General features: G+C 64.7%; 14 protein-coding genes and 1 pseudogene. 10 read left to right on the forward strand and 5 right to left on the reverse strand.

What is annotated here, in order from left to right; genetic code table 11:
- Window positions 1–54: 54 nt before the first annotated feature.
- The 3 genes from ACR64R_RS27975 to ACR64R_RS27985 are packed head-to-tail and all read left to right on the forward strand — an operon-like array spanning window position 55 to window position 2941.
- Window positions 55–1227: a glycosyltransferase gene (locus tag ACR64R_RS27975; protein WP_487359455.1), complete on the forward strand. Its 1173-nt coding sequence runs from the start codon at window positions 55–57 to the stop codon at window positions 1225–1227.
- A complete protein-coding gene (locus ACR64R_RS27980; RefSeq protein ID WP_487359456.1) occupies window positions 1224–2021 on the forward strand; it encodes a WecB/TagA/CpsF family glycosyltransferase in 798 nt (265 codons plus the stop codon). Before ACR64R_RS27975 ends, ACR64R_RS27980 begins: the two co-directional genes overlap by 4 nt.
- Complete coding sequence (locus ACR64R_RS27985; protein WP_487359457.1) at window positions 2018–2941, forward strand: DUF6492 family protein; 924 nt, start codon at window positions 2018–2020, stop codon at window positions 2939–2941. Before ACR64R_RS27980 ends, ACR64R_RS27985 begins: the two co-directional genes overlap by 4 nt.
- Window positions 2942–3066: 125 nt before the next feature.
- Here the strand turns inward: ACR64R_RS27985 and ACR64R_RS27990 are convergent, their stop codons facing one another.
- Window positions 3067–4362, reverse strand: coding sequence for a lipopolysaccharide biosynthesis protein (locus ACR64R_RS27990; protein WP_487359458.1), 1296 nt, complete (start codon window positions 4360–4362; stop codon window positions 3067–3069).
- A 201-nt stretch (window positions 4363–4563) separates the two neighbouring features.
- On the opposite strand from ACR64R_RS27990, the pseudogene ACR64R_RS27995 reads away from it, so the two are divergent.
- The 4 genes and pseudogenes from ACR64R_RS27995 to ACR64R_RS28010 all read left to right on the forward strand — a co-directional run bounded on the left by ACR64R_RS27995 (window position 4564) and on the right by ACR64R_RS28010 (window position 11077).
- Window positions 4564–7000: pseudogene (locus ACR64R_RS27995) on the forward strand (GumC family protein).
- Window positions 7001–7227: 227 nt separating this feature from the next.
- A complete protein-coding gene (gene folD / locus ACR64R_RS28000; RefSeq protein WP_487359459.1) occupies window positions 7228–8127 on the forward strand; it encodes a bifunctional methylenetetrahydrofolate dehydrogenase/methenyltetrahydrofolate cyclohydrolase FolD in 900 nt (299 codons plus the stop codon).
- Window positions 8128–8146: 19 nt separating this feature from the next.
- Window positions 8147–9145 (forward strand): GlxA family transcriptional regulator, encoded by a 999-nt coding sequence (locus ACR64R_RS28005; RefSeq protein ID WP_201413496.1) that lies wholly within the window; start codon window positions 8147–8149, stop codon window positions 9143–9145.
- A gap of 273 nt (window positions 9146–9418) precedes the next feature.
- Window positions 9419–11077: a VWA domain-containing protein gene (locus ACR64R_RS28010; RefSeq protein WP_487359460.1), complete on the forward strand. Its 1659-nt coding sequence runs from the start codon at window positions 9419–9421 to the stop codon at window positions 11075–11077.
- A 72-nt stretch (window positions 11078–11149) separates the two neighbouring features.
- On the opposite strand, the gene edd is transcribed toward ACR64R_RS28010, so the two are convergent.
- The 3 genes from edd to zwf all read right to left on the reverse strand — a co-directional run bounded on the left by edd (window position 11150) and on the right by zwf (window position 15203).
- Complete coding sequence (gene edd / locus ACR64R_RS28015; protein WP_487359461.1) at window positions 11150–12973, reverse strand: phosphogluconate dehydratase; 1824 nt, start codon at window positions 12971–12973, stop codon at window positions 11150–11152.
- Window positions 12974–13035: 62 nt separating this feature from the next.
- Window positions 13036–13752: a 6-phosphogluconolactonase gene (gene pgl, locus ACR64R_RS28020; protein ID WP_487359462.1), complete on the reverse strand. Its 717-nt coding sequence runs from the start codon at window positions 13750–13752 to the stop codon at window positions 13036–13038.
- Window positions 13734–15203 (reverse strand): glucose-6-phosphate dehydrogenase, encoded by a 1470-nt coding sequence (gene zwf, locus ACR64R_RS28025; RefSeq protein WP_487359463.1) that lies wholly within the window; start codon window positions 15201–15203, stop codon window positions 13734–13736. The genes pgl and zwf overlap by 19 nt, the downstream gene beginning before the upstream one ends.
- 264 nt (window positions 15204–15467) lie before the next feature.
- On the opposite strand from zwf, the gene ACR64R_RS28030 reads away from it, so the two are divergent.
- From ACR64R_RS28030 to ACR64R_RS28040, 3 genes are read left to right on the forward strand one after another with little or no spacing between them, the layout of a single operon-like run.
- Window positions 15468–15623: a hypothetical protein gene (locus ACR64R_RS28030; RefSeq protein ID WP_487359464.1), complete on the forward strand. Its 156-nt coding sequence runs from the start codon at window positions 15468–15470 to the stop codon at window positions 15621–15623.
- Between the two features lie 11 nt (window positions 15624–15634).
- Window positions 15635–16381: an SDR family oxidoreductase gene (locus ACR64R_RS28035; RefSeq protein WP_487362565.1), complete on the forward strand. Its 747-nt coding sequence runs from the start codon at window positions 15635–15637 to the stop codon at window positions 16379–16381.
- Window positions 16382–16439: 58 nt separating this feature from the next.
- The gene (locus tag ACR64R_RS28040) at window positions 16440–17747 is read left to right on the forward strand and encodes a Mur ligase family protein (protein WP_487359465.1); all 1308 of its coding nucleotides are present in this window, start codon (window positions 16440–16442) and stop codon (window positions 17745–17747) included.
- Between the two features lie 27 nt (window positions 17748–17774).
- Here ACR64R_RS28040 and ACR64R_RS28045 read toward each other — a convergent pair whose 3' ends face one another.
- A complete protein-coding gene (locus ACR64R_RS28045; protein WP_487359466.1) occupies window positions 17775–18656 on the reverse strand; it encodes an SH3 domain-containing protein in 882 nt (293 codons plus the stop codon).
- Window positions 18657–18670: the final 14 nt, after the last annotated feature.

An 18670-nucleotide genomic window follows, 5' to 3' on the forward strand; every position in this document is an offset into this window, starting at 1 on the left:
ATTTAATCAACGCTTCACCGCGCTTTGCTACCGGCTGCAACCATGGATAGTGAGATGCATCTGCTGTTCGCCACATCGATCGTGCCTGATGGCGCTCTCGCTTCGGGCTACGAGATTGCCAACGCCGCGATCATCGACGCGCTGCGGCGCGCCGGCGTGCGCGTGACGGTGATCGGTTTCATCTGGCCGGGCAAGGTCCCATCCGACCCGCAAAACACCATCGTGCTCGGCGCCGTCGAAGTTCGCACCGAAAGCGCCTCGCCGCTGCAAAAGCTTGCCTGGTTGGGCAGGGCGGTGCTCTCCGGCCTTACTTTCTCCTCGGTCAAGCTGCGCGTCGTTTCCGACGGTGAAGTCCGCGCCGCCATCGAACGCGCCGGTCCCTTCGACGGCTATGTCCTGAATTCGGTGCAGTTCGCCGGCGCCTTTGAGCAGGTTCTGGCTGGCCCGCCGTCGATCTTCGTTGCGCACAATGTCGAGCATCGTTCCGCCGAGGAAAACGCGGCCGCGGCCGGCAGCACGCTTCAGCGCTGGATGTTCCGCCGCGAGGCCAGGCTGCTGAAGGTCATGGAGGAACGCCTCTGCGGCGCCGCGCGCTTTGTTTTCACGCTGGCCGAGGAAGATCGCGCCGCGCTTGGCGTCGCTTCCGGCAGACGCTCGGAGGTGCTGCCGCTGGTGACCCGCGCGCAGGCGCCGACGGCCAAGGCGCCGCGCCACATCGATTGCGACGCCGCGCTGATCGGCACCTGGACCTGGCAGCCCAACCGCATCGGCCTCGACTGGTTCCTGACCAAGGTGGTGCCGCATCTGCAGCCGGATTTCCGCATCAGGATCGCGGGCAACATGCCTTCCGGCGTCAGTTCACCGCATCCCGGCGTCTCCTTCGTCGGCAGGGTTCCGGATGCCCAGGCCTTCGTGCGCGGTGGCGCTGTCGTCCCCTTGATCAGCACCGCCGGCAGCGGCGTGCAACTGAAGACCATCGAGACCTTCGAGCTCGGCCTGCCGTCCGTCGCCACCAGCCGTTCGCTGCGCGGCATCGGCTATCGTCCCGACAATTGCGTGGTGACCGACGATCCGATCGCTTTCGCGGCCGCCCTCCAGGCTGCGGCCGCCAATGTCCGCGACTTGGACGGCAGCGCCTTCCATCGCCGCCAGCTCAAGGCGCTCGACGCCGCGATCGGGCTTGGCCTGGAGAGGCTCGGCATCGTCAGGGAGGAGGTCGCCGCATGAACATGCACACCGTGCGCGCCGCCTTCGGCTTCGATACGCTCAAGACCATTTTGGGCATTCCGGTTCTGGCGATACGCTGGGACGAGGCCATTGCCTTGCTCACAAGGCTGATCGACGAGCGTCGCTTCACCAAGGTGAGCTTCCTCAATGCCCACAATGCCAACCTTGCCTGCACCGACCCGGTCTTTGCCGAGGCGCTGGAGAACTTCCTCATCCTCCCGGACGGCGTGGGCGTCGACATGGCGGCGAAGCTGCTTTACGGCGAGCCTTTCCCCAGCAACCTCAACGGCACCGATTTCATTCCGGCCTTCCTGCAGGCTTCGTCGCACCCGCTGACGGTGGCGCTTCTCGGCACGACGCGCGCCAGTGCCGAGGCAGCATGCGCGAAGCTTTCGAAGCTCGCCATGCAGCACAATTTCGTCGTCATCCATGACGGCTTCTTCTCCGACGCCGAGGAGCCGGCGATCCTCGATCGCATCGCCAGGCTGCGCCCGGATGTGCTGCTCGTCGCCATGGGCGTGCCGCGCCAGGAACTGTGGATCGAACGCCATATCGACAGCCGCCATTGCACGCTCCCGGTCGCCGTTGGCGCGCTGCTCGATTTCATGAGCGGCTCGGTGCCGCGCGCGCCGCTGTGGCTGCGCCGGTCGCGGCTCGAATGGCTGTTCCGCTTGTGGATCGAGCCCGGCCGCCTGTGGCGCCGCTACATCGTCGGCAATCCGGTCTTCCTGTGGCGCGTCGCCAGACAGAAGCTCTCGCTCGGGCCGCGGCGCCCGGCGGAGGCGCGCCGATGAACAGCCGCTTCGTGCCGGATACCTCCGCGGCTGTCGAACCGCTGCCGCGCGCGCCTTCGGCCGCGATCGTCACGGCGAGCTACGCGCCCGATTTCGAGCGCTGCCGGCTCTTGTGCGAGACCGTCGACCGCCATGTCACCGGCGCGGCGCATCACTACATCCTCACAGAGCATCGCGACGTCTCACTCTTTCGCCGGTTGGAAGGTAGCCATCGCAGCGTCGTCGACGAGCGGGATCTGCTGCCGCGCTGGCTGCATGTCCTCGACGACCCGCTGAGCGGCTTCCGCCGCCGCGTCTGGCTGAGCTTGAGGACACAGCCGTTGCGTGGCTGGCATGTGCAGCAGCTGCGCCGTATCGCCATCGCCGGCCACGCCGCGGAAGATGTGCTGGTCTTCTGCGATTCCGACGTTGCCTTCCTGAAACCGTTCGATGCCGGCGCCTTGTGGCGCGACGGCAAGGTGCGGCTGTTCCGGCGCGACAGCGTGCTGTCGAACGATGGGCATGACGAGCATCGCATCTGGTCGCGCAATGCCGGCGCAGCACTTGGCATCGATCCCGCCGATCAATCGAGCCACGACTACATCTCGACACTGATTGCCTGGCGCCGCGAGACGGTCAACGCGATGTGCCGGCGCATCGAGAAGGTGCATGGCCGCGACTGGGTCAGCGTCGTCGGTTCGGCGCGGCAGTTCTCCGAGTGCATGATCTATGGCCGCTATGTCAATGACCTGCTTCAAGGCGCCGGTCATTTCCACGGTTCGGAGGAGCTGTGCCGCGTCCACTGGAACGGCGAGCCGCTTTCGGACGAGGAATTCCGCCGGTTCGTCGACACCATGGCGCCGGAACAGGTGGCGATCGGCATGCAGTCCTTCATCGGCACCGATATCGGCCGCATCCGCCGCCTGATCGGGCTTGTTTAGCTGCGAAGGATACAGATCAGGCCGCGTCGAAAACAGTGGCTTCCGAGAACCGGAGCGGAGCGTACTTTTCGTACTGAGTATCGGAAGCACAGGAAGCCGCTGTTTGCAGGCCGGCCTCACCTCAATCAGATCGCCTTCGCCGGCCGGCGCATGGCCGAGTAAGTCAGCAGCATCGAGGCGAGATAAAGCAGCAGGAAGACGGTGTTGAGCGACAGGACCAGATTGGCCGTGTCGGGGATGGTCGTCAGCACATAGGTGAGCAGCACCGCCTTCAACCCGGCGAGCAGGCCGAGATTGATCGCGCGCACCGCCGTCTGGCCTCGTGCGAATAGAAGCTCGGCCTGGTATTCGACGAGGTTGCGCAGGCCGGGCACGCAGACCGCCAGCGCCACCAGGGGAGCCGCCTCGGCGACATTCCTGCCAAGCGCGTTCGGGAAGAAGTGCAGCACGATGCCGAGCGCCGCCAGCGAGAGCGTCGAGACCAGAAACACGCCGCCTTCGATCCCTCCCTTGACCGCCAGCCGCGACAGAAGCTCCGGCGCCCTCATCATGCGCTGCACCAGCATCATCGAGAAGGTGCGGATCGGGATCGCGGTGAGATCGACCAACCGCATGATGATCGCGTATATGCCGGCCAGATGCGGTCCTCCGATCGACAGCACCAGCAGCTTGTCGAACTCCATCTGCAGGTAGAACAGCACCTCGGAGCCGGCGACGTAGACGGAATCGAGAAGCCGCCGGAAATAAAGCTCGCTCCGCAGCCTCAGCCGCTGGCGCGGATAGAAGAAGGCGAAGGCGACGATGAGCGAGGAGGCGTTGGCGCCGATATAGAACAGCGACCAGACACCGATGCTGTGTTGAGCGACAAGCATGAAGAGCACCGCGCCGACTGCCCGCAGCGCAGTGGTCAGGATCGCGAGCACCGCCGCGCGTCCGAATTTGCCGAGACCGTTGTTGACGATCAGCACCACCTCGACCGGTCGCCACAGCAGCGCCTCGGCGAAGACCACCGCGGCGAAGGCCGGCAGCGGCACGGAGCCGGAAAAGAAGATCAGGTAGACGACGTAGGACGCGGCGGCGAGGAACGGCAGCGAGAACAGGCCGAGAAGCAGGAAACCGGCGGTGAAGGTGCCGATCAGATTGGGTCGGATCGTGGCGGTACGGTAGAGCGCCGAGATGAAGCCGAAGGCGAGGATGCGCGACAGCATGATGCCGGCGGCCGAGGCGGTCGCGAACATACCGAACTCGGCGATCGAAAGCGTATTGGCCAAGGCCACGAAATAGGCGAGCGAAAACACCAACCGACCGCCGGCGCCGCTGATTGCCGAGAAATAGTCGAACACCAGTTTTCGGCGGGTGGCCACGAAGTGGCCGATCCGCGCGAAGCTCCGCCTTTGCGGCATGTCGCTGGCCTGGGTCATATCCGGGGCGATAGATAGGCCGGAAAGTTTAACGCGGCGTTCTGGCGCCCGCTCCGACGGCGCCGAAAGGCCGCGAACAAGGCGAGAAACCAGGTCCGGCGGAGCGCAAAATTAACCTTTTGTTTCCTATGCCTGTTTAGCGTGGCTTAACGATTGGCCGATCCGCAGCGCGCAAGCCGCCATAGAGCAAGTTCCAGGACAATGGTCGACAGGGATAACCGTGATGACTGGAGGCGCGAGCGTTCCCTGCTCGCGCTCGGCCAGGCCATGCGCGGCGAAGACAACACCGTTTCCATCGGCGGCCGGGCCCACTCCTCCTGGCGCGAGGACGCAGCCGCGCGCCATCGTGCCACGCGTTCCGAGCGCGAAGGAAAGTTGAGTCCGCGGCCCGCCGAGACAGGCGGATTTGGCGACGATCAGCCGCAACCAGATTCGAATCCAGCCGAGACCGCGGATGGCCAGGCTCCGGGAACTTGGCCGCCTTCGCCAGAGCAGGGTTATGAGGCCTATTCGGAAGTCCACCGGCCGGAGGCCGCTCGCGAACCTCGTCATGCCAGCCGGTCACCCGCCGGCGCCGATTCCGAGGAGTGGAAACCGCTGATCGACCCGATGCAGGTCGTTCACGGCATCACGCGATCCAAGACGCTGATCCTGTCGACAACCATCCTGGGGGCCTTTCTCGGTGTCGCCGTCGCACTGTCGACGCCGAAGAAATATGAAGCCACCACCGACGTCATCGTCGACCCGCGCGACCTCAAGCTCACCGACCGCGACCTGACGCAGAACGTGGTCGCTTCGGATGCGACGCTCGCCATTGTCGAGAACCAGGTTCGCATCCTGACCTCCGGCACCGTTCTCAACAAGGTCGTCACCGATCTCAACCTCACCAACGATCCGGAGTTCAACGGCCAGGGCAAGGGCGGCCTCGGTCTGATGTCGACGCTGCGCTCGATCCTGTCGCGACAGGACGCTGGCACGGCTGACGAAGCGCGCAAGCGCGCGCTGGCGGTCGGCAATCTTTACGAGAGCCTCGACGTCGAGCGCGGCGGCAAGACCTTTGTGGTCTCTGTCAGCGCCACCACCCAGAACCCCGAGAAATCAGCCCTGATCGCCAACACCATGGTCAAGGCCTTCAAGCAAATCTCCAGCGACATCCAGTCGAGCACGGCGGGCCGCGCCAATGACGAGCTCACCGCCAGGCTCGACGAATTGCGCAAGGGCGTCCAGACGGCCGAGCGCGCCGTCGAGGATTTCAGGGCGACGCACGACCTCGTCGACGCGCAGGGACACCTCATCAGCGACGACCAGATGCTGAAGCTCAACGAACAGCTTTCGGTCGCCCGCGCCCGCACGCTCGAGCTCAACGCCCGCGCCGCCTCGGCGCGCTCGCTGAACGTCAATTCGGTCCTCAGCGGCACCTTGCCCGAGGAAATCAACTCCAACATGATGAGCGAGCTGCGCTCGCAATATGCGGCGCTGAAGCAGGAGGCCGACCGCGCCCAGGTCAAGCTCGGGCCGCGCCATCCGGAGATCGAGGCGCTCAACGCCCAGCTCGCCGGCGCGCGCGAGCGCATCAGCGCCGAGCTGCAGCGCATCGCATCCTCGCTGCAGGTCGACCTGAAGCGCTCTGTCCAGCTCGAGCAGGATCTTTCCTCGCGTCTGGCCCAGGCCAAGGTGCAGAGCGGCGACGTCAACAACAACCTGGTCTCGCTGCGCGAGCTTGAGCGCGAAGCCGCAGCCAAGCGTACCGTCTACGAGCAGTTCCTGCTGCGCGCCAAGGAAACCAGCGAGCAGAAGGACATCAACACTGCCAACATCAGCGTTATCTCGGATGCCTATGCGCCGCTGCAGGCCAAGGGACCGTCGCGCGCGGTGATGGCGCTGGCCGGCCTTTTCGCGGGCCTGTTCGCCGGCATCGGGCTCGGCGGGCTGCGCGGCATCCTCGCCAGCCTCCGCGAGACAGCCGATAGCCGCTCGCGCCGCAGGATCGAAGACCGTCCTTCTGCGCTCGAGACCAGCCGGCCCGGGCCGACGGCGCCACCTCCGACGCCGGTTCCGCCCGTCGCTCCGCCACCTCCGGCCTTCACGCGGCCACCGGCTCCGTCCCCGGCTTTCACGCCATCGCCGGCTGCTTCGTTCACACCGACGACTGTTCCGAGTCCGGCGGCCGGGCCGGCCCCGGCCCAACCTGTCACGCCACCGACGGAACCGGCCAACGATGCCGTGCGTCCCGGGCTTTTCGGCTCGCTTGCCTCGGCGGTTCGTTATTTCGTGCGGCGCGAGCCCGCCGAGACGGTGGATTCTTGACTCCGTTCCGCCCGAAAGCGCCTGGCGCGCGCCTGCGCTGGACGAACGCCACCCGCGGGCTCGAATCTCGGCGCGGGAGAGTTTCCAGCCGCTATACGAGCAGGGCTATTCCTATGCCTACCGACCCGACCATGGACGGGCCGATGCCCACAAGGATCAGTATTCGGTATCGCCTGCCTCCTACGATGCGCGGCCGTCGGCCAGTAGCGAGCCCAGCCAGCCGGCAGCCGACCAGCAGGGGGAGATCGACGAAATCCGGGCCAGAGTGCGCGAATTCCGCGAGGCGGTGCGCGAGCTGACCGAAAGCCGTACGCGCCGCCGCTATTTCTGAAACGCCCGCATTTCTCGACTGTCCTTGTTTCTTAGCTGCTCGACCTCCGATAAAAGCGACCGGTTTCGGGTTTACGGCATACGACGACGCTTTGACGGGATTGCCTTGTCGAATTTTCGTGAAAATGCCGCGCGGCATCTTGGCCCCCGCACTGCCTTTGGCGGATCGAGATGTCGGATTGAGGCATGGGGCGTGCATAGATGCGGCCTCAAAACGGAGAGTTCGTGATGACGGAAGTGATCGACGGAAAGCGTGTCGCCGAGGATGTGGTTTCGAAGGTCAAGGCGCTGACGTCGGAGCTTTCGGCCAAGGGCTCCGCCAAGCCTGGTCTGGCTGTAGTCATTGTCGGCGAGGATCCGGCAAGCCAGGTCTATGTCGCCTCAAAATCGCGCACCGCCAAGGAATGCGGCTTCCATTCGCTCCAGCACACGCTTCCGGCCGACACCAGCGAGGAGCAGTTGCTGAAGATCATCGGCGACCTCAACGCGGATAAGTCGATCCACGGCATCCTCGTGCAACTGCCGCTTCCCGGCCATATCGACGCCGGCAAGGTCATCCAGACGATCGCTCCGGAAAAGGATGTAGACGGCTTCCACTTCATCAATGTCGGCAAGCTCGGGACCGGCGAGCTCGAGACGGCCTTCGTGCCCTGCACGCCGGCGGGCTCCATGCTGTTGATAGAGCGGGTGCGCGGCAAGGACCTTTCCGGTCTTAACGCCGTCGTCGTCGGCCGCTCCAACATCGTAGGCAAGCCGATGGCCAATCTGCTGCTGGCCGCCAACTGCACGGTCACCATCGCGCATAGCCGCACCAAGGACCTGCCGACGCTTGCCCGCACCGCCGATATCCTGGTCGCCGCCGTCGGTCGTCCGGAAATGGTCAAGGGCGATTGGGTGAAGCCCGGCGCCACCGTCATCGACGTCGGCATCAACCGCATCCCGGCGCCCGAGAAGGGCGAAGGCAAGAGCCGCCTGGTCGGCGACGTCGCCTATGCCGAGGCGGCCAAGGTCGCCGGCGCCATCACGCCGGTGCCCGGCGGCGTCGGGCCGATGACCATTGCCATGCTGATGGCTAACACTGTAGCTTCCGCCTACCTCGCGGCCGGGCTGAAGCGGCCGTCCTTCTGATTCTGAGAAAGCCTTTGCGGTGCCGAACCTGACTGCTTCCGTCGAGCGGCCGATCACGAACGATCCCGTTCAGGGCGGCCGTCAGTTCGGCTTCCTGCTGGTCGACAAGTTCTCGATGTTCTCGCTTGCGGCTGCCATCGACTGCTTCCGCTCGGCCAACCGCCTGCTCGGCCGCGATTTCTATGGCTGGACGACGATCTCGGCCGATGGCGACGCGGTCATGGCCTCGAACGGCCTGCCGTTGAAGATCGACTATTCCGTCGCCGACATGCCGCCGGTCGATATTCTGTTCGTCTCGGTCGGTCTCACCACCGAATTTCCCGGCAAGAGCAAGGTGCTGGCGGCTCTGCGCAGCTGGGGCCGGCGCGGCAACGCGCTGGGCGCGCTGTCGGTCGGTTCCTATCTGCTGGCCGAGGCCGGACAGCTCGACGGCTATCGCTGCACCATCCATTGGGAGAACCGCGCCGGCTTCATGGAACGCTTCCCCGACATCAACTGCACCGGCAATGTCTTCGAGATCGACCGCAAGCGCTACACCTGCGCCGGCGGCACCACCTCGATCGACCTGATGCTGGAGATCGTGCGCGGCGATTTCGGCTCCAACCTCGCCAATGGCGTCGCCAACCAGTTCCAGCACGAGCGTATCCGCTCGGCCGGCGACCGCCAGCGCGTCGGCCCCGAGCGCGACCTAACCGGCAAGTCGGAGAAGCTGCGGCGCATCGTCGAATTGATGGCCGATCATCTCGACGAGCCGCTGTCGGCGGTGCAACTCGCCAAGTCGGCCGGCCTTTCGGTGCGCCAGGTCGAGCGCCTGTTCCTGCGCCATCTCAGCGTGACGCCCGGCCGCTATTACATGCGGCTGAGGCTGGAGCGGGCGCGCGAATTGCTGCGTCAGACCAACATGCCGATCCTCGACGTGGCGATCGCCACCGGCTTCACGTCGCATTCCTATTTCGCGCAGAGCTACAGGCTGCAGTTCGGCCGTCCGCCGTCGGAAGAGCGGCGCACCACCTACTGACCGCCGAGGGAGGACGTCGCCGGTTAGGCTACGGGGCTGCTGGCGCCTCAAATTTTCCCGGCCCAACGTTGCTCTCCGGCAACGAAGCACAGCCATTGCCGACGCCGCCGAAGAAGCATGCGCGAGGAAGGCGCTATCGGGGATCGTCGAAACCGAAGGCTTTGTCCCGGCGCAGTCGCCGGAGGCTTGACCCGTCAGCTTTTGCGGCTTGTCTCGGCAGGCCTCCTAAAATAGCTTTCCCGGCGCGTACGGGGGATCAATCAGGAGACATTCATGGCCGGACTGATACGGAGCGTCGCCGCGGCGGCCTTGCTTTTGTCGATGACCAGTTTCGGCCTTGCCGCCAACAAGGTCATAATCATTCTGGATGCGTCGGGCTCGATGTGGGCCCAGATCGACGGCAAGCCGAAACTGGAGATCGCGCGTGAATCGCTGCGGACGGTTCTGCAGTCGGTTCCGGCCGATGACGAGATCGGCTTCATGGCCTACGGCCATCGCACAAAGGGCAGCTGCGATGACATCGAGCTGATCGTGCCGCCGCAAGCCGGTTCCGCCAGCGCCATCTCGGCGGCGGCCGACAGCATGAAATTTCTGGGCAAGACGCCGCTCACGGCAGCCGTCAAGCAGGCCGCCGAAGCGCTGAAATACACCGAGGAAAAGGCAACGGTCGTGCTGATCACCGACGGGCTGGAAACCTGCGGCGGCGATCCTTGCGCGCTCGGCAAGGAGCTGAAGGAAAGCGGCGTCGATTTCACCGCCGATGTCGTCGGCTTCGGCCTGACCGCCGACGAAGGCAAGCAGATCGCCTGCCTCGCCGAGAACACCGGCGGCAAATACATCCAGGCCTCCGACCAGAAGGCGCTGCAGGAGGCTCTGGTTGAGACCGTCGCGGCTCCCGCGCCGGCGCCTGAGCCCGCTCCGGCACCTGCGCCAGCACCCGAACCCGCCAAGCCTGAATTTAACTTCATGCCGAGCGTGGTCATGGCCGAGGGAGGTCCCGAGATCTCCGACAACAGCAATGCGTGGGAAATCTACAAGGCCAACGCGGACGGCTCGCGCGGCGACCAGGTCATGACCGAGTATGGCGAGCTGAAAACCAATCTCGAACCGGGCGACTATATCGTCGTCGGCCGCGACGACGAGGCAAGAAGCGAGCAGAAGATCAAGATCGAGGCAGGTCAGGTTTACAAGCCGCTGTTCACGCTCAACGGCGGTACGCTGGTTATCCATCCGCATGCGAGCCAGGGCTCGGAGATCAGCGGCGAGGCCCGCGTCGACTTCGCCTATCCTGGCGGCAGCACCACCCATTACGGTGACGCCAAGGCCACCGTGCCTGCGGGCGAGCAAAAGGTGACGGTGCAGATCGGCGCCGGCGCGGTAACCGAGACCATCCAGCTTGCTGCCGGACAGACGGTCGAGAAGGAAGTTGTCGTCGGCGTCGGCCACGCCGTCCTCAACGCCTTCTACACGGCAGGCGGGGACAAGGCCGATAATTCCGGCATTAGCTTCGAAATCGTCAAGGCGAAGAAGAAGATCGACGGCTCTCGCGAGAGCATCGAGCATTCCTATGGTCCCGACAGCAAGTTCTGGCTGCCGCCGGACGACTATGTCGCGCTCACGACCCTCGATCTTGCCGTCGCTGAGCAGCCCTTCACCATCAAGGCCGGCGACAACCAGGACATCAAGGTCGCGCTCGACGCTGGCGTGCTGGCGATGTCGGCGCCCGGCGCTTACTCGATCGAGGTGCTGTCGTCGAAGAAGGATATCCAAGGCAAGCGCAAGTCGCTCGGCCTAAGCTATGGCGACAGCTGGCAGCAGACGATTCCCGCCGGCGACTATGTAGTCGTGCGTCACGCCCCCGATCAGGGTCAAGACAAGGAAATGCCGGTGACGATCAAGGCGGGTGAGCGGAGCGAGATCACCATTCAGTAGGCGTTACTGCCAGTCGGTCAAAAAAGGGCGGCATCGGGCCGCCCCTTTTTTTGAGAGCTGTTGGAAAATATGTCAGGCGATGCCGAACGCCGCCGCCCCATGATCGGCGCGGCCGACCAACTGACGGAAACCAGCGAACAGCTCGCGGCCGAAGCCGAACTCGTTGCCGATGAGATCGGCGTCAGCCGTACGGCGCAGCGCGAACTCGGTACCGGGCACCAGCACTTCCAGCGTGCCGGCGTCGGCGTCGAGCCGGATGACATCGCCGTCATGGATCCTGGCGATCGGTCCGTCCTCGACCGCTTCCGGTGTCACGTGGATCGCTGCCGGCACCTTGCCGGAAGCGCCCGACATGCGCCCGTCGGTTACCAGCGCCACGCGCTGGCCGCGGTCCTGAAGGATGCCGAGCACCGTGGTCAGCTTGTGCAGTTCCGGCATGCCGTTGGCCTTCGGTCCCTGGAAACGGACGACGGCGATGAAATCGCCGGTCAGCGTGCCGGCCTTGAAGGCGTCATTCAGTGCCTGCTGGCTGTCGAACACTTTCGCTGGCGCCTCGATGACGCGCCGCTCCGGCTTCACGGCGGAAGTCTTGATCACGGCGTGGCCGAGATTGCCGCCGAGCACTTTCAGGCCGCCCGTCGGCTGGAACGCTTTCTTGAACGGCGCCAGGACCTTCTCGTCGCCGCTCTGCGAAGGCGCCGCCTCGCGCACCACGCCGCCATCATCGCCAAGCCTGGCCTCGACCGCGTAGGGCCGCAGGCCTTCGCCCCACACCGTCTGCACGTCCTCGTGCAGGAGGCCTTCGTCGAGCAATTCGCGGATCAGGAAGCCAAGCCCGCCGGCGGCATGGAAATGGTTCACGTCGGCAAGCCCGTTCGGATAGACGCGCGCGAGCAGCGGCACGGCCTCGGACAGGTCGGAAATGTCCTGCCAGGTCAGCGCGATGCCGGCGGCGGCGGCCATCGCGATCAGGTGGATCGTGTGGTTGGTCGAGCCGCCGGTGGCGTGCAGGCCGACGACGCCGTTGACGATCGAGCGCTCGTCGATCATGCGCCCGACCGGCGTATAGGCATTGCCGAGCGCGGTGATCGCCAGAGCGCGCTTGGCTGCTTCCCTGGTCAGCGCATCGCGCAGCGGTGTGCCTGGATTGACGAAGGAGGCGCCCGGCGTGTGCAGGCCCATTATCTCCATCAGCATCTGGTTGGAATTGGCGGTGCCGTAGAAGGTGCAGGTGCCCGGCCCGTGATAGGATTTCGATTCCGCCTCCAGCAACTCCGCGCGGCCAACCTTGCCTTCGGCATAGAGCTGGCGAATCTTGGCCTTCTCGTCATTCGCAAGGCCGGTCGTCATCGGCCCGGCCGGGATGAAGACGGCCGGCAGATGCCCGAAGGTGAGCGCGGCGATAACCAGCCCGGGCACGATCTTGTCGCAGACGCCAAGGAAGACGGCGGCGTCGAACATGTTATGCGACAGGCCGATTGCCGCCGCCATCGCGATCACGTCGCGCGAGAACAGCGACAGTTCCATGCCGGGCTGGCCTTGCGTGACGCCATCGCACATCGCCGGCACACCGCCGGCCACCTGGGCGATGCCGCCGGCCTCGCGCGCCGCTTCCTTGATCAGCGCCGGAAACGTCTCGAAGGGCTGATGCGCCGACAGCATGTCGTTGTAGGAGGTGATGATGCCGAGGTTTGGTACCCGGTCGCCGCCAAGCGCGATCTTCTCCGACGGGCTGCACACGGCAAAGCCGTGGGCCAGATTGCCGCAACCCAGCACCGCGCGGTTGGCGGTCCGGCTCGACGCTCCCGCAATGCGGCCGAGATAGGCATCGCGGCCGGCTTTCGAACGTTGGCGGATGCGTTCCGTGATGGCTTCGATATCGCGTCTGGCTGTCATGGTCCGTCCTTTCGAGCCCGGCGACGTTCCTCCCTCTGTCACCCGGCTGGCCTCATGTGAAATCAGGGTGCCCAGAACACCTCTATCGGTCGCGGCGCCGCCTCGATCACTCTGCGGATGGGCTTCTTTGCGCCAGGCCCCATCGCGCCGTCGAATGCGGTGCGCTTGTCCTCGCCTTCGATGTGGAGCGCGACGAATCCGGCGCTGATGATGCGCGCCATCGACAGCGTCAGCCGCGGCTCGCCGCCGCTCGCCGCGTGCACTGGCAGAACGATCCGCCGCGAGGCAGGGTCGAGCAATTCCTCGAGGTTGCCGGCATCGGGAAAGAACGAGGCCGTATGGCCGTCGCCGCCCATGCCCAGGATCACCACGTCGAGCGGCCACGGGAGCGACCGCAGCGCTTCGCTGTCCGCCGCCGCTGCGTCCTCGATGCTTGCCGCTTCATGGTAGAGCGGCACGAAGCGGGCCGCCGCCGCGTTGTTTTGCAAAAGGTTTGCCGCCACCAGTCCGGCATTCGAACGCGGCGAGGAGGGCGGCACGAAGCGCTCGTCGACCAGCGTGACGGTGACCTTGTCCCAGGCGATCGGCGTGGTCGACAGCGCGGCGAACAGTTTCGCTGGCGTGGTGCCGCCGGACACGGCGAGCAGCGCCGTGCCGCGTTTCGCGACGGCGCCGGTCAGCCGGCCGGCGATCTCACCGGCAAGCGTCGTCGCCAGGTCCTGGCGGTCGGCAAAGCCGTTCCAGCCGTAGCGGGCCTCGGTCAATTGCTCTCGTGCCATGTCCGTCCGTCACGTTCGATGAGAGCGATCGAGGCCGACGGCCCCCAGGTTCCGGCCGTATAGCCCTGCGCGTCCTGCCTGGCGCTTTCCCAGGCGTTCTGGATCGGGTCGATCCATTTCCATGCCGCCTCGACTTCGTCGCGGCGCATGAACAGCGTCTGGTTGCCTCGCACCACATCCATGATCAGCCGTTCATAGGCGTCCGGCGCCCGCCCGTCGAAAGATTGCGCGAAGCTCATGTCGAGAGAGATCTGGCGCAGCCGCATGCCGCCCGGTCCCGGATCCTTGATCATGATGTACTGCTTGACGCCTTCGTCGGGCTGCAGCCGGATCACCAGCTGGTTGGCGAAGATCGGTCCGGCGCTGTCGCCGAAGATCGAATAGGGGATCGGCTTGAACTCGATGACGATTTCCGAGACGCGGGTGGCGAGCCGCTTGCCGGTTCTGAGATAGAAGGGGACACCGGCCCAGCGCCAGTTGCCGATCTCGGCCTTGATGGCGACGAAAGTCTCGGTGTTGCTGTCCTTGCCGAGCTCCTCGACATAGCCCTTGACTGCCCCGCCAGCCGAGGCGCCGGCGCGATACTGGCCGCGCACCGTCTGTTTCGGCGCTTCGTTGCCGTTGATACGCTTCAGCGCCCGCAGCACCTTGAGCTTCTCGTCGCGCACGGCGTCGGCGTCCATCGAGGATGGCGTTTCCATGGCGACGAGGCAAAGCAGCTGCAGCATATGGTTCTGCACCATGTCGCGCAGCGCGCCGGCCTTGTCGTAATAGGTGACGCGGTCTTCGAGGCCGACTGTCTCGGCGACGGTGATCTGCACATGGTCGATATGCGCCGAATTCCACAACGGCTCATAGAGCGCGTTGGCAAAGCGCAGCGCCATCAGGTTCTGCACCGTTTCCTTGCCGAGATAGTGGTCGATGCGGAAGATTTGGCTTTCGTTGAAAACGTCGCCGACCGTGTCGTTGAGCGCGCGCGCCGAGGCAAGATCGCGTCCGATCGGCTTTTCCAGCACGATGCGCGAATTCGGCGTGATCAGCTTGTGCTCCCTGAGCTTGTGCGAGATATCGCCGAACAGCGCCGGCGCCACCGCGAGGTAGAAGGCGCGGATGCGGTCGCTGTCGCCGATTGCCTTCTTTAGCTTGTCGAAGCCTGTACCCGTGGTCGCGTCCGCCGAAACGTAAGATAGGCGGGCGAGGAACGTATCGAGTTCCTTCTGGTCGATATCGGCCGGTTTGACATGGTCCGAAATTGCCTGCTTGGCGAAGGTCTGGAATTCGGCGTCGCTCATCTTGGCGCGCGACGTACCGATGATGCGCGTCGGCTCGGAGAACTGATGGTCGCGCTGCCGATGATAGAGCGACGGCAGGAGCTTGCGTTCCGACAAGTCGCCGGTGCCGCCGAAAATGATGAAGTCGAAGGGATCGACAGGGATTATCTGGCTGGTCATGGTCAGTCCGATTTGATGCCGGATACCGGGAGCGGGGCTGGTATATTCTAATCGATTTAAATTTTCCAGTGCCATGGTGTCACAGGCAGGACAAGTCGCCTGCTGTTGCGTCGGTCCACATGCCTCCCCGACACTCGGACTACCGGCAGGCTCGTCGGCAAGCCCTGGCTGCCGCAACGCGTTCGCGGTCGCACCATAGAACGCGAATATGACGAAAGCCAATGCATGTCACACGAAAGTGCGCCGCGGTTCTGGGACGCCGGCATGCAACAGGATAAAGACTTAATGCGCGTCGCCAGTATCGGTTTCAGCGCGACGCGCCTTGGGGAAACATTGCCGGCGGTCGGCCTCGTCGCGATCCCTGCCGCATCGGCAGACAAGATGAAGGCCGCAGACAGGACCACGAGAAAATCCAAATGAGCGGGAAAGCCATGCGTCTGGAAAACAAGGTCGCTATCATCACCGGTGCAGCGTCGGGCTTTGGCGAAGGCATGGCGAAACGCTTTGCCGAAGAAGGGGCTCGCGTTGTTGTCGCCGATCTCAACGCCAAGGGCGCCGAGCGGGTGGCCGAGGAGATCGGCGGCAACGCGATCTGGACCCAGACCGACGTGTCCCTGCGTTCCGAATTCGACGAGATGATCTATGCCGCCAAGGGAGCCTTCGGCCGCATCGACATCATGGTCAACAATGCGGGCTTCACCCACCGCAACGGCGATATGCTGGGCGTGGACGAGGAAACATTCGATCTGATAACCGCCGTTAACATGAAGGCGATCTATCACGCGGCCCTTGCCGTCGTGCCGATCATGGACCGGCAAGGCGGCGGCGTCATCCTCACCACGGCCTCGACGGCCGGGCTTCGGCCGCGGCCGGGCCTGACTTGGTACAATGCCTCCAAGGGCTGGGCGATCACCGCCACCAAGTCGATGGCCGTCGAACTGGCGCCGAAGAATATCCGCGTCAACTGCCTGTGCCCGGTCGCCGGCGAGACGGGCATGCTGGAGAAATTCATGGGCGCCGACACGCCTGAAATGCGCGAGAAATTCCGCGCCTCGATCCCGCTCGGCCGGCTCTCGACCCCGCTCGACATCGCCAACGCGGCGCTGTGGCTGGCTTCGGACGAAGCAGCCTTCATCACCGGCGTGGCGCTGGAGGTCGACGGCGGGCGCTGTATCTGAGCGGTTTGACTTCAAGGTCTCTCGAAAGGATAACGGATTTGAGGTGGGGGAACCGGGCGTGGTTGAGATCAGTCTGCGCGAAATTCGCGACGATCTGGGTTGGCGGTTACGCCGCTATCGAGCGGAACGCGCGCGTGCGCGAAGTACGGCGACCTTCATCGGCATAACCGGCAGTTCCGGCAAATCGACCGCAACCAGCCTGCTTGGGCATATCCTTGCCAGTCAGGGCACGGTCTATACTCAGGTTCTGGCCAACACGTTCAAGGCGCTTGTTCGCACGCTTTACAAGCGAATGAAACGCGCGGGCAAGGTCGACTATGTCGTCTTCGAAGCCGGCGCTTTTGAACCTGGCTCGATAAAGCCCATGGCGCGGATGCTGAAACCGGACGTGGCGGTCGTCACCATGGTCAGGCTGGAACATTTCTCCAAGTTCCGAACGCTGGAAGCTGTCGCCCAGGAGAAGAAAGCGCTGGTCGAAGCGCTATCCCCGGGCGGGCTCGCGATCCTGAACGCCGACGACCCGCATGTGCTCGCCATGGCGGCCGACGCAAGGTGTCGTGTCGTGACCTTCGGCCAGGCGGAGACCGCGAACTATCGGGTAACCGGGATACACGCCGCTTATCCGGATCTCCTCGGCTTCTCACTTCGCTGGCCGGGAGGAGTGATGGACCTGCAAACACCGTTCCCAGGCGAGCAGTTCTGGCTGCCGGCCGCCGCCGCCATTGTCGCGGCGTTGGAGCTTGGTGTCCCACCAGACAAGATCGTGGCAAGGACCGCATCCTTCGAACCTCTCGCCAACCGCTGCCAGGTGCTGACGACCGATGGCGGGCCGCAGTTCATCGTTGATACCGCCAAGGCGCCGTGGCATTCGCTGTCGCTTGCCTTCGACATGCTGGCAAAATCAAGATCAACGCGGAAGCGGATCGTGCTTGGCCAACTGTCGGACTTTCCCGGTTCGAACGCAAAATATGCGCGCGCCTATGGGAGTGCGCGCGAAGTTGCCGACCAGGTGATCTATGTCGGTGAACATGCCCATCGCTCGAAGGCCAGCCAGGCCGATCGCGACAGTGGCAGGTTCGTCGAATTGCGCACGCCGAAAGAGGTCTCCAATCACCTCAAGCGCACCGCGGAGCCTGGGGAACTAATCCTTCTCAAGAGTTCTTCCAGCCTTCACCTGGAGCGCTTGGCGCTGGCCTGGAAACATGATGTCAAGTGCTGGATTCCCGCTTGCGGGAAGAAGGAAGGTTGCCAGGATTGCGGCCTTTTCGAAGTGCCGTTCGAAGAGCATACGGATTTTGTCAAGAAACGCAGGCACGATCGCAGACTGCAGCGGCTGCGCCGGCTGTTCCTGCGCCAGACGGCATGAAGGCTTTGCTGGTCGGATCGACCGGCCTTACACGCCGGTCTTGACGTAGCTTTTGTAGACCCAGCCGTGCTTGCCGTTGTAGACGATCTCGCACCATTGCTTGCAATTCACCACCTGCACTGATGCCTTGGCCGGAACCGTCGTGATCACGGATGCACCCTTCTTCGGCCCGGAGCGCATGGTGACAGGCCTCAAAATGCGTCCGTTGGCGGCCGCGCCGACTTTCTGAGGTTTCGGCTTGGCGTTGTCCGTCCCTGCCGGGTCGGCGTCGGGAACCTGCGGCTTGGCTTCGGGAATGGCGGCGGTTTGGGCGCCATCCATCTTGTCGCCCGGTGTCTTCGCGTCCGCCGGCGTTTCGCCCGCAGGCGCGGCGACCTGGGACAGCGCGTCTGAAGCGTCGCTCTCGGCAGCGGGCTCGGCGAAGGCCGTATCGGCTGGCTGCGCGGCGCTGGGCTCCGCGGCCTGCTCGGATGGAGCCGATTGGTCTCCGACCTTGTCCGGCAGGGGCTTGGAATCGGACGCCGTCCAGCGCGGGCTGCTCGACGCCAGCGCCGGGATGCTGGCTTCCTGAGCCGCCGTCGCAAGCGAGACCGCGTCGGCCTTGCGGGCGGCCCGCGGTGCCGTCGCCACGCTGACCGGCGCCGCTGCTGGCGCGATCTTCGTGGTCTTCACCGAATTTGTTGGAACGCTCCTCTCGGCACTGGCCGCGGCCACTTGCCGGCCGCTGCCCGGAATGGACAGCCATAGCGCCACCGCGGCCACGCCGAGCAGCGCGGCGGTGCCCACCGCCGCAATGACCAGATGCGCGTTCGACTGCACCTTCTGCCAGAAGGACGGCCGTACGTCATATCCGAACTGCATTGTAAAGCGCTGCCGTTCCGGCGTGCCGAAACTGAAGGGCTCGTTCACTCAAACCACCTCCA

The organism is Mesorhizobium sp. MC2-1-1, assembly GCF_057597255.1.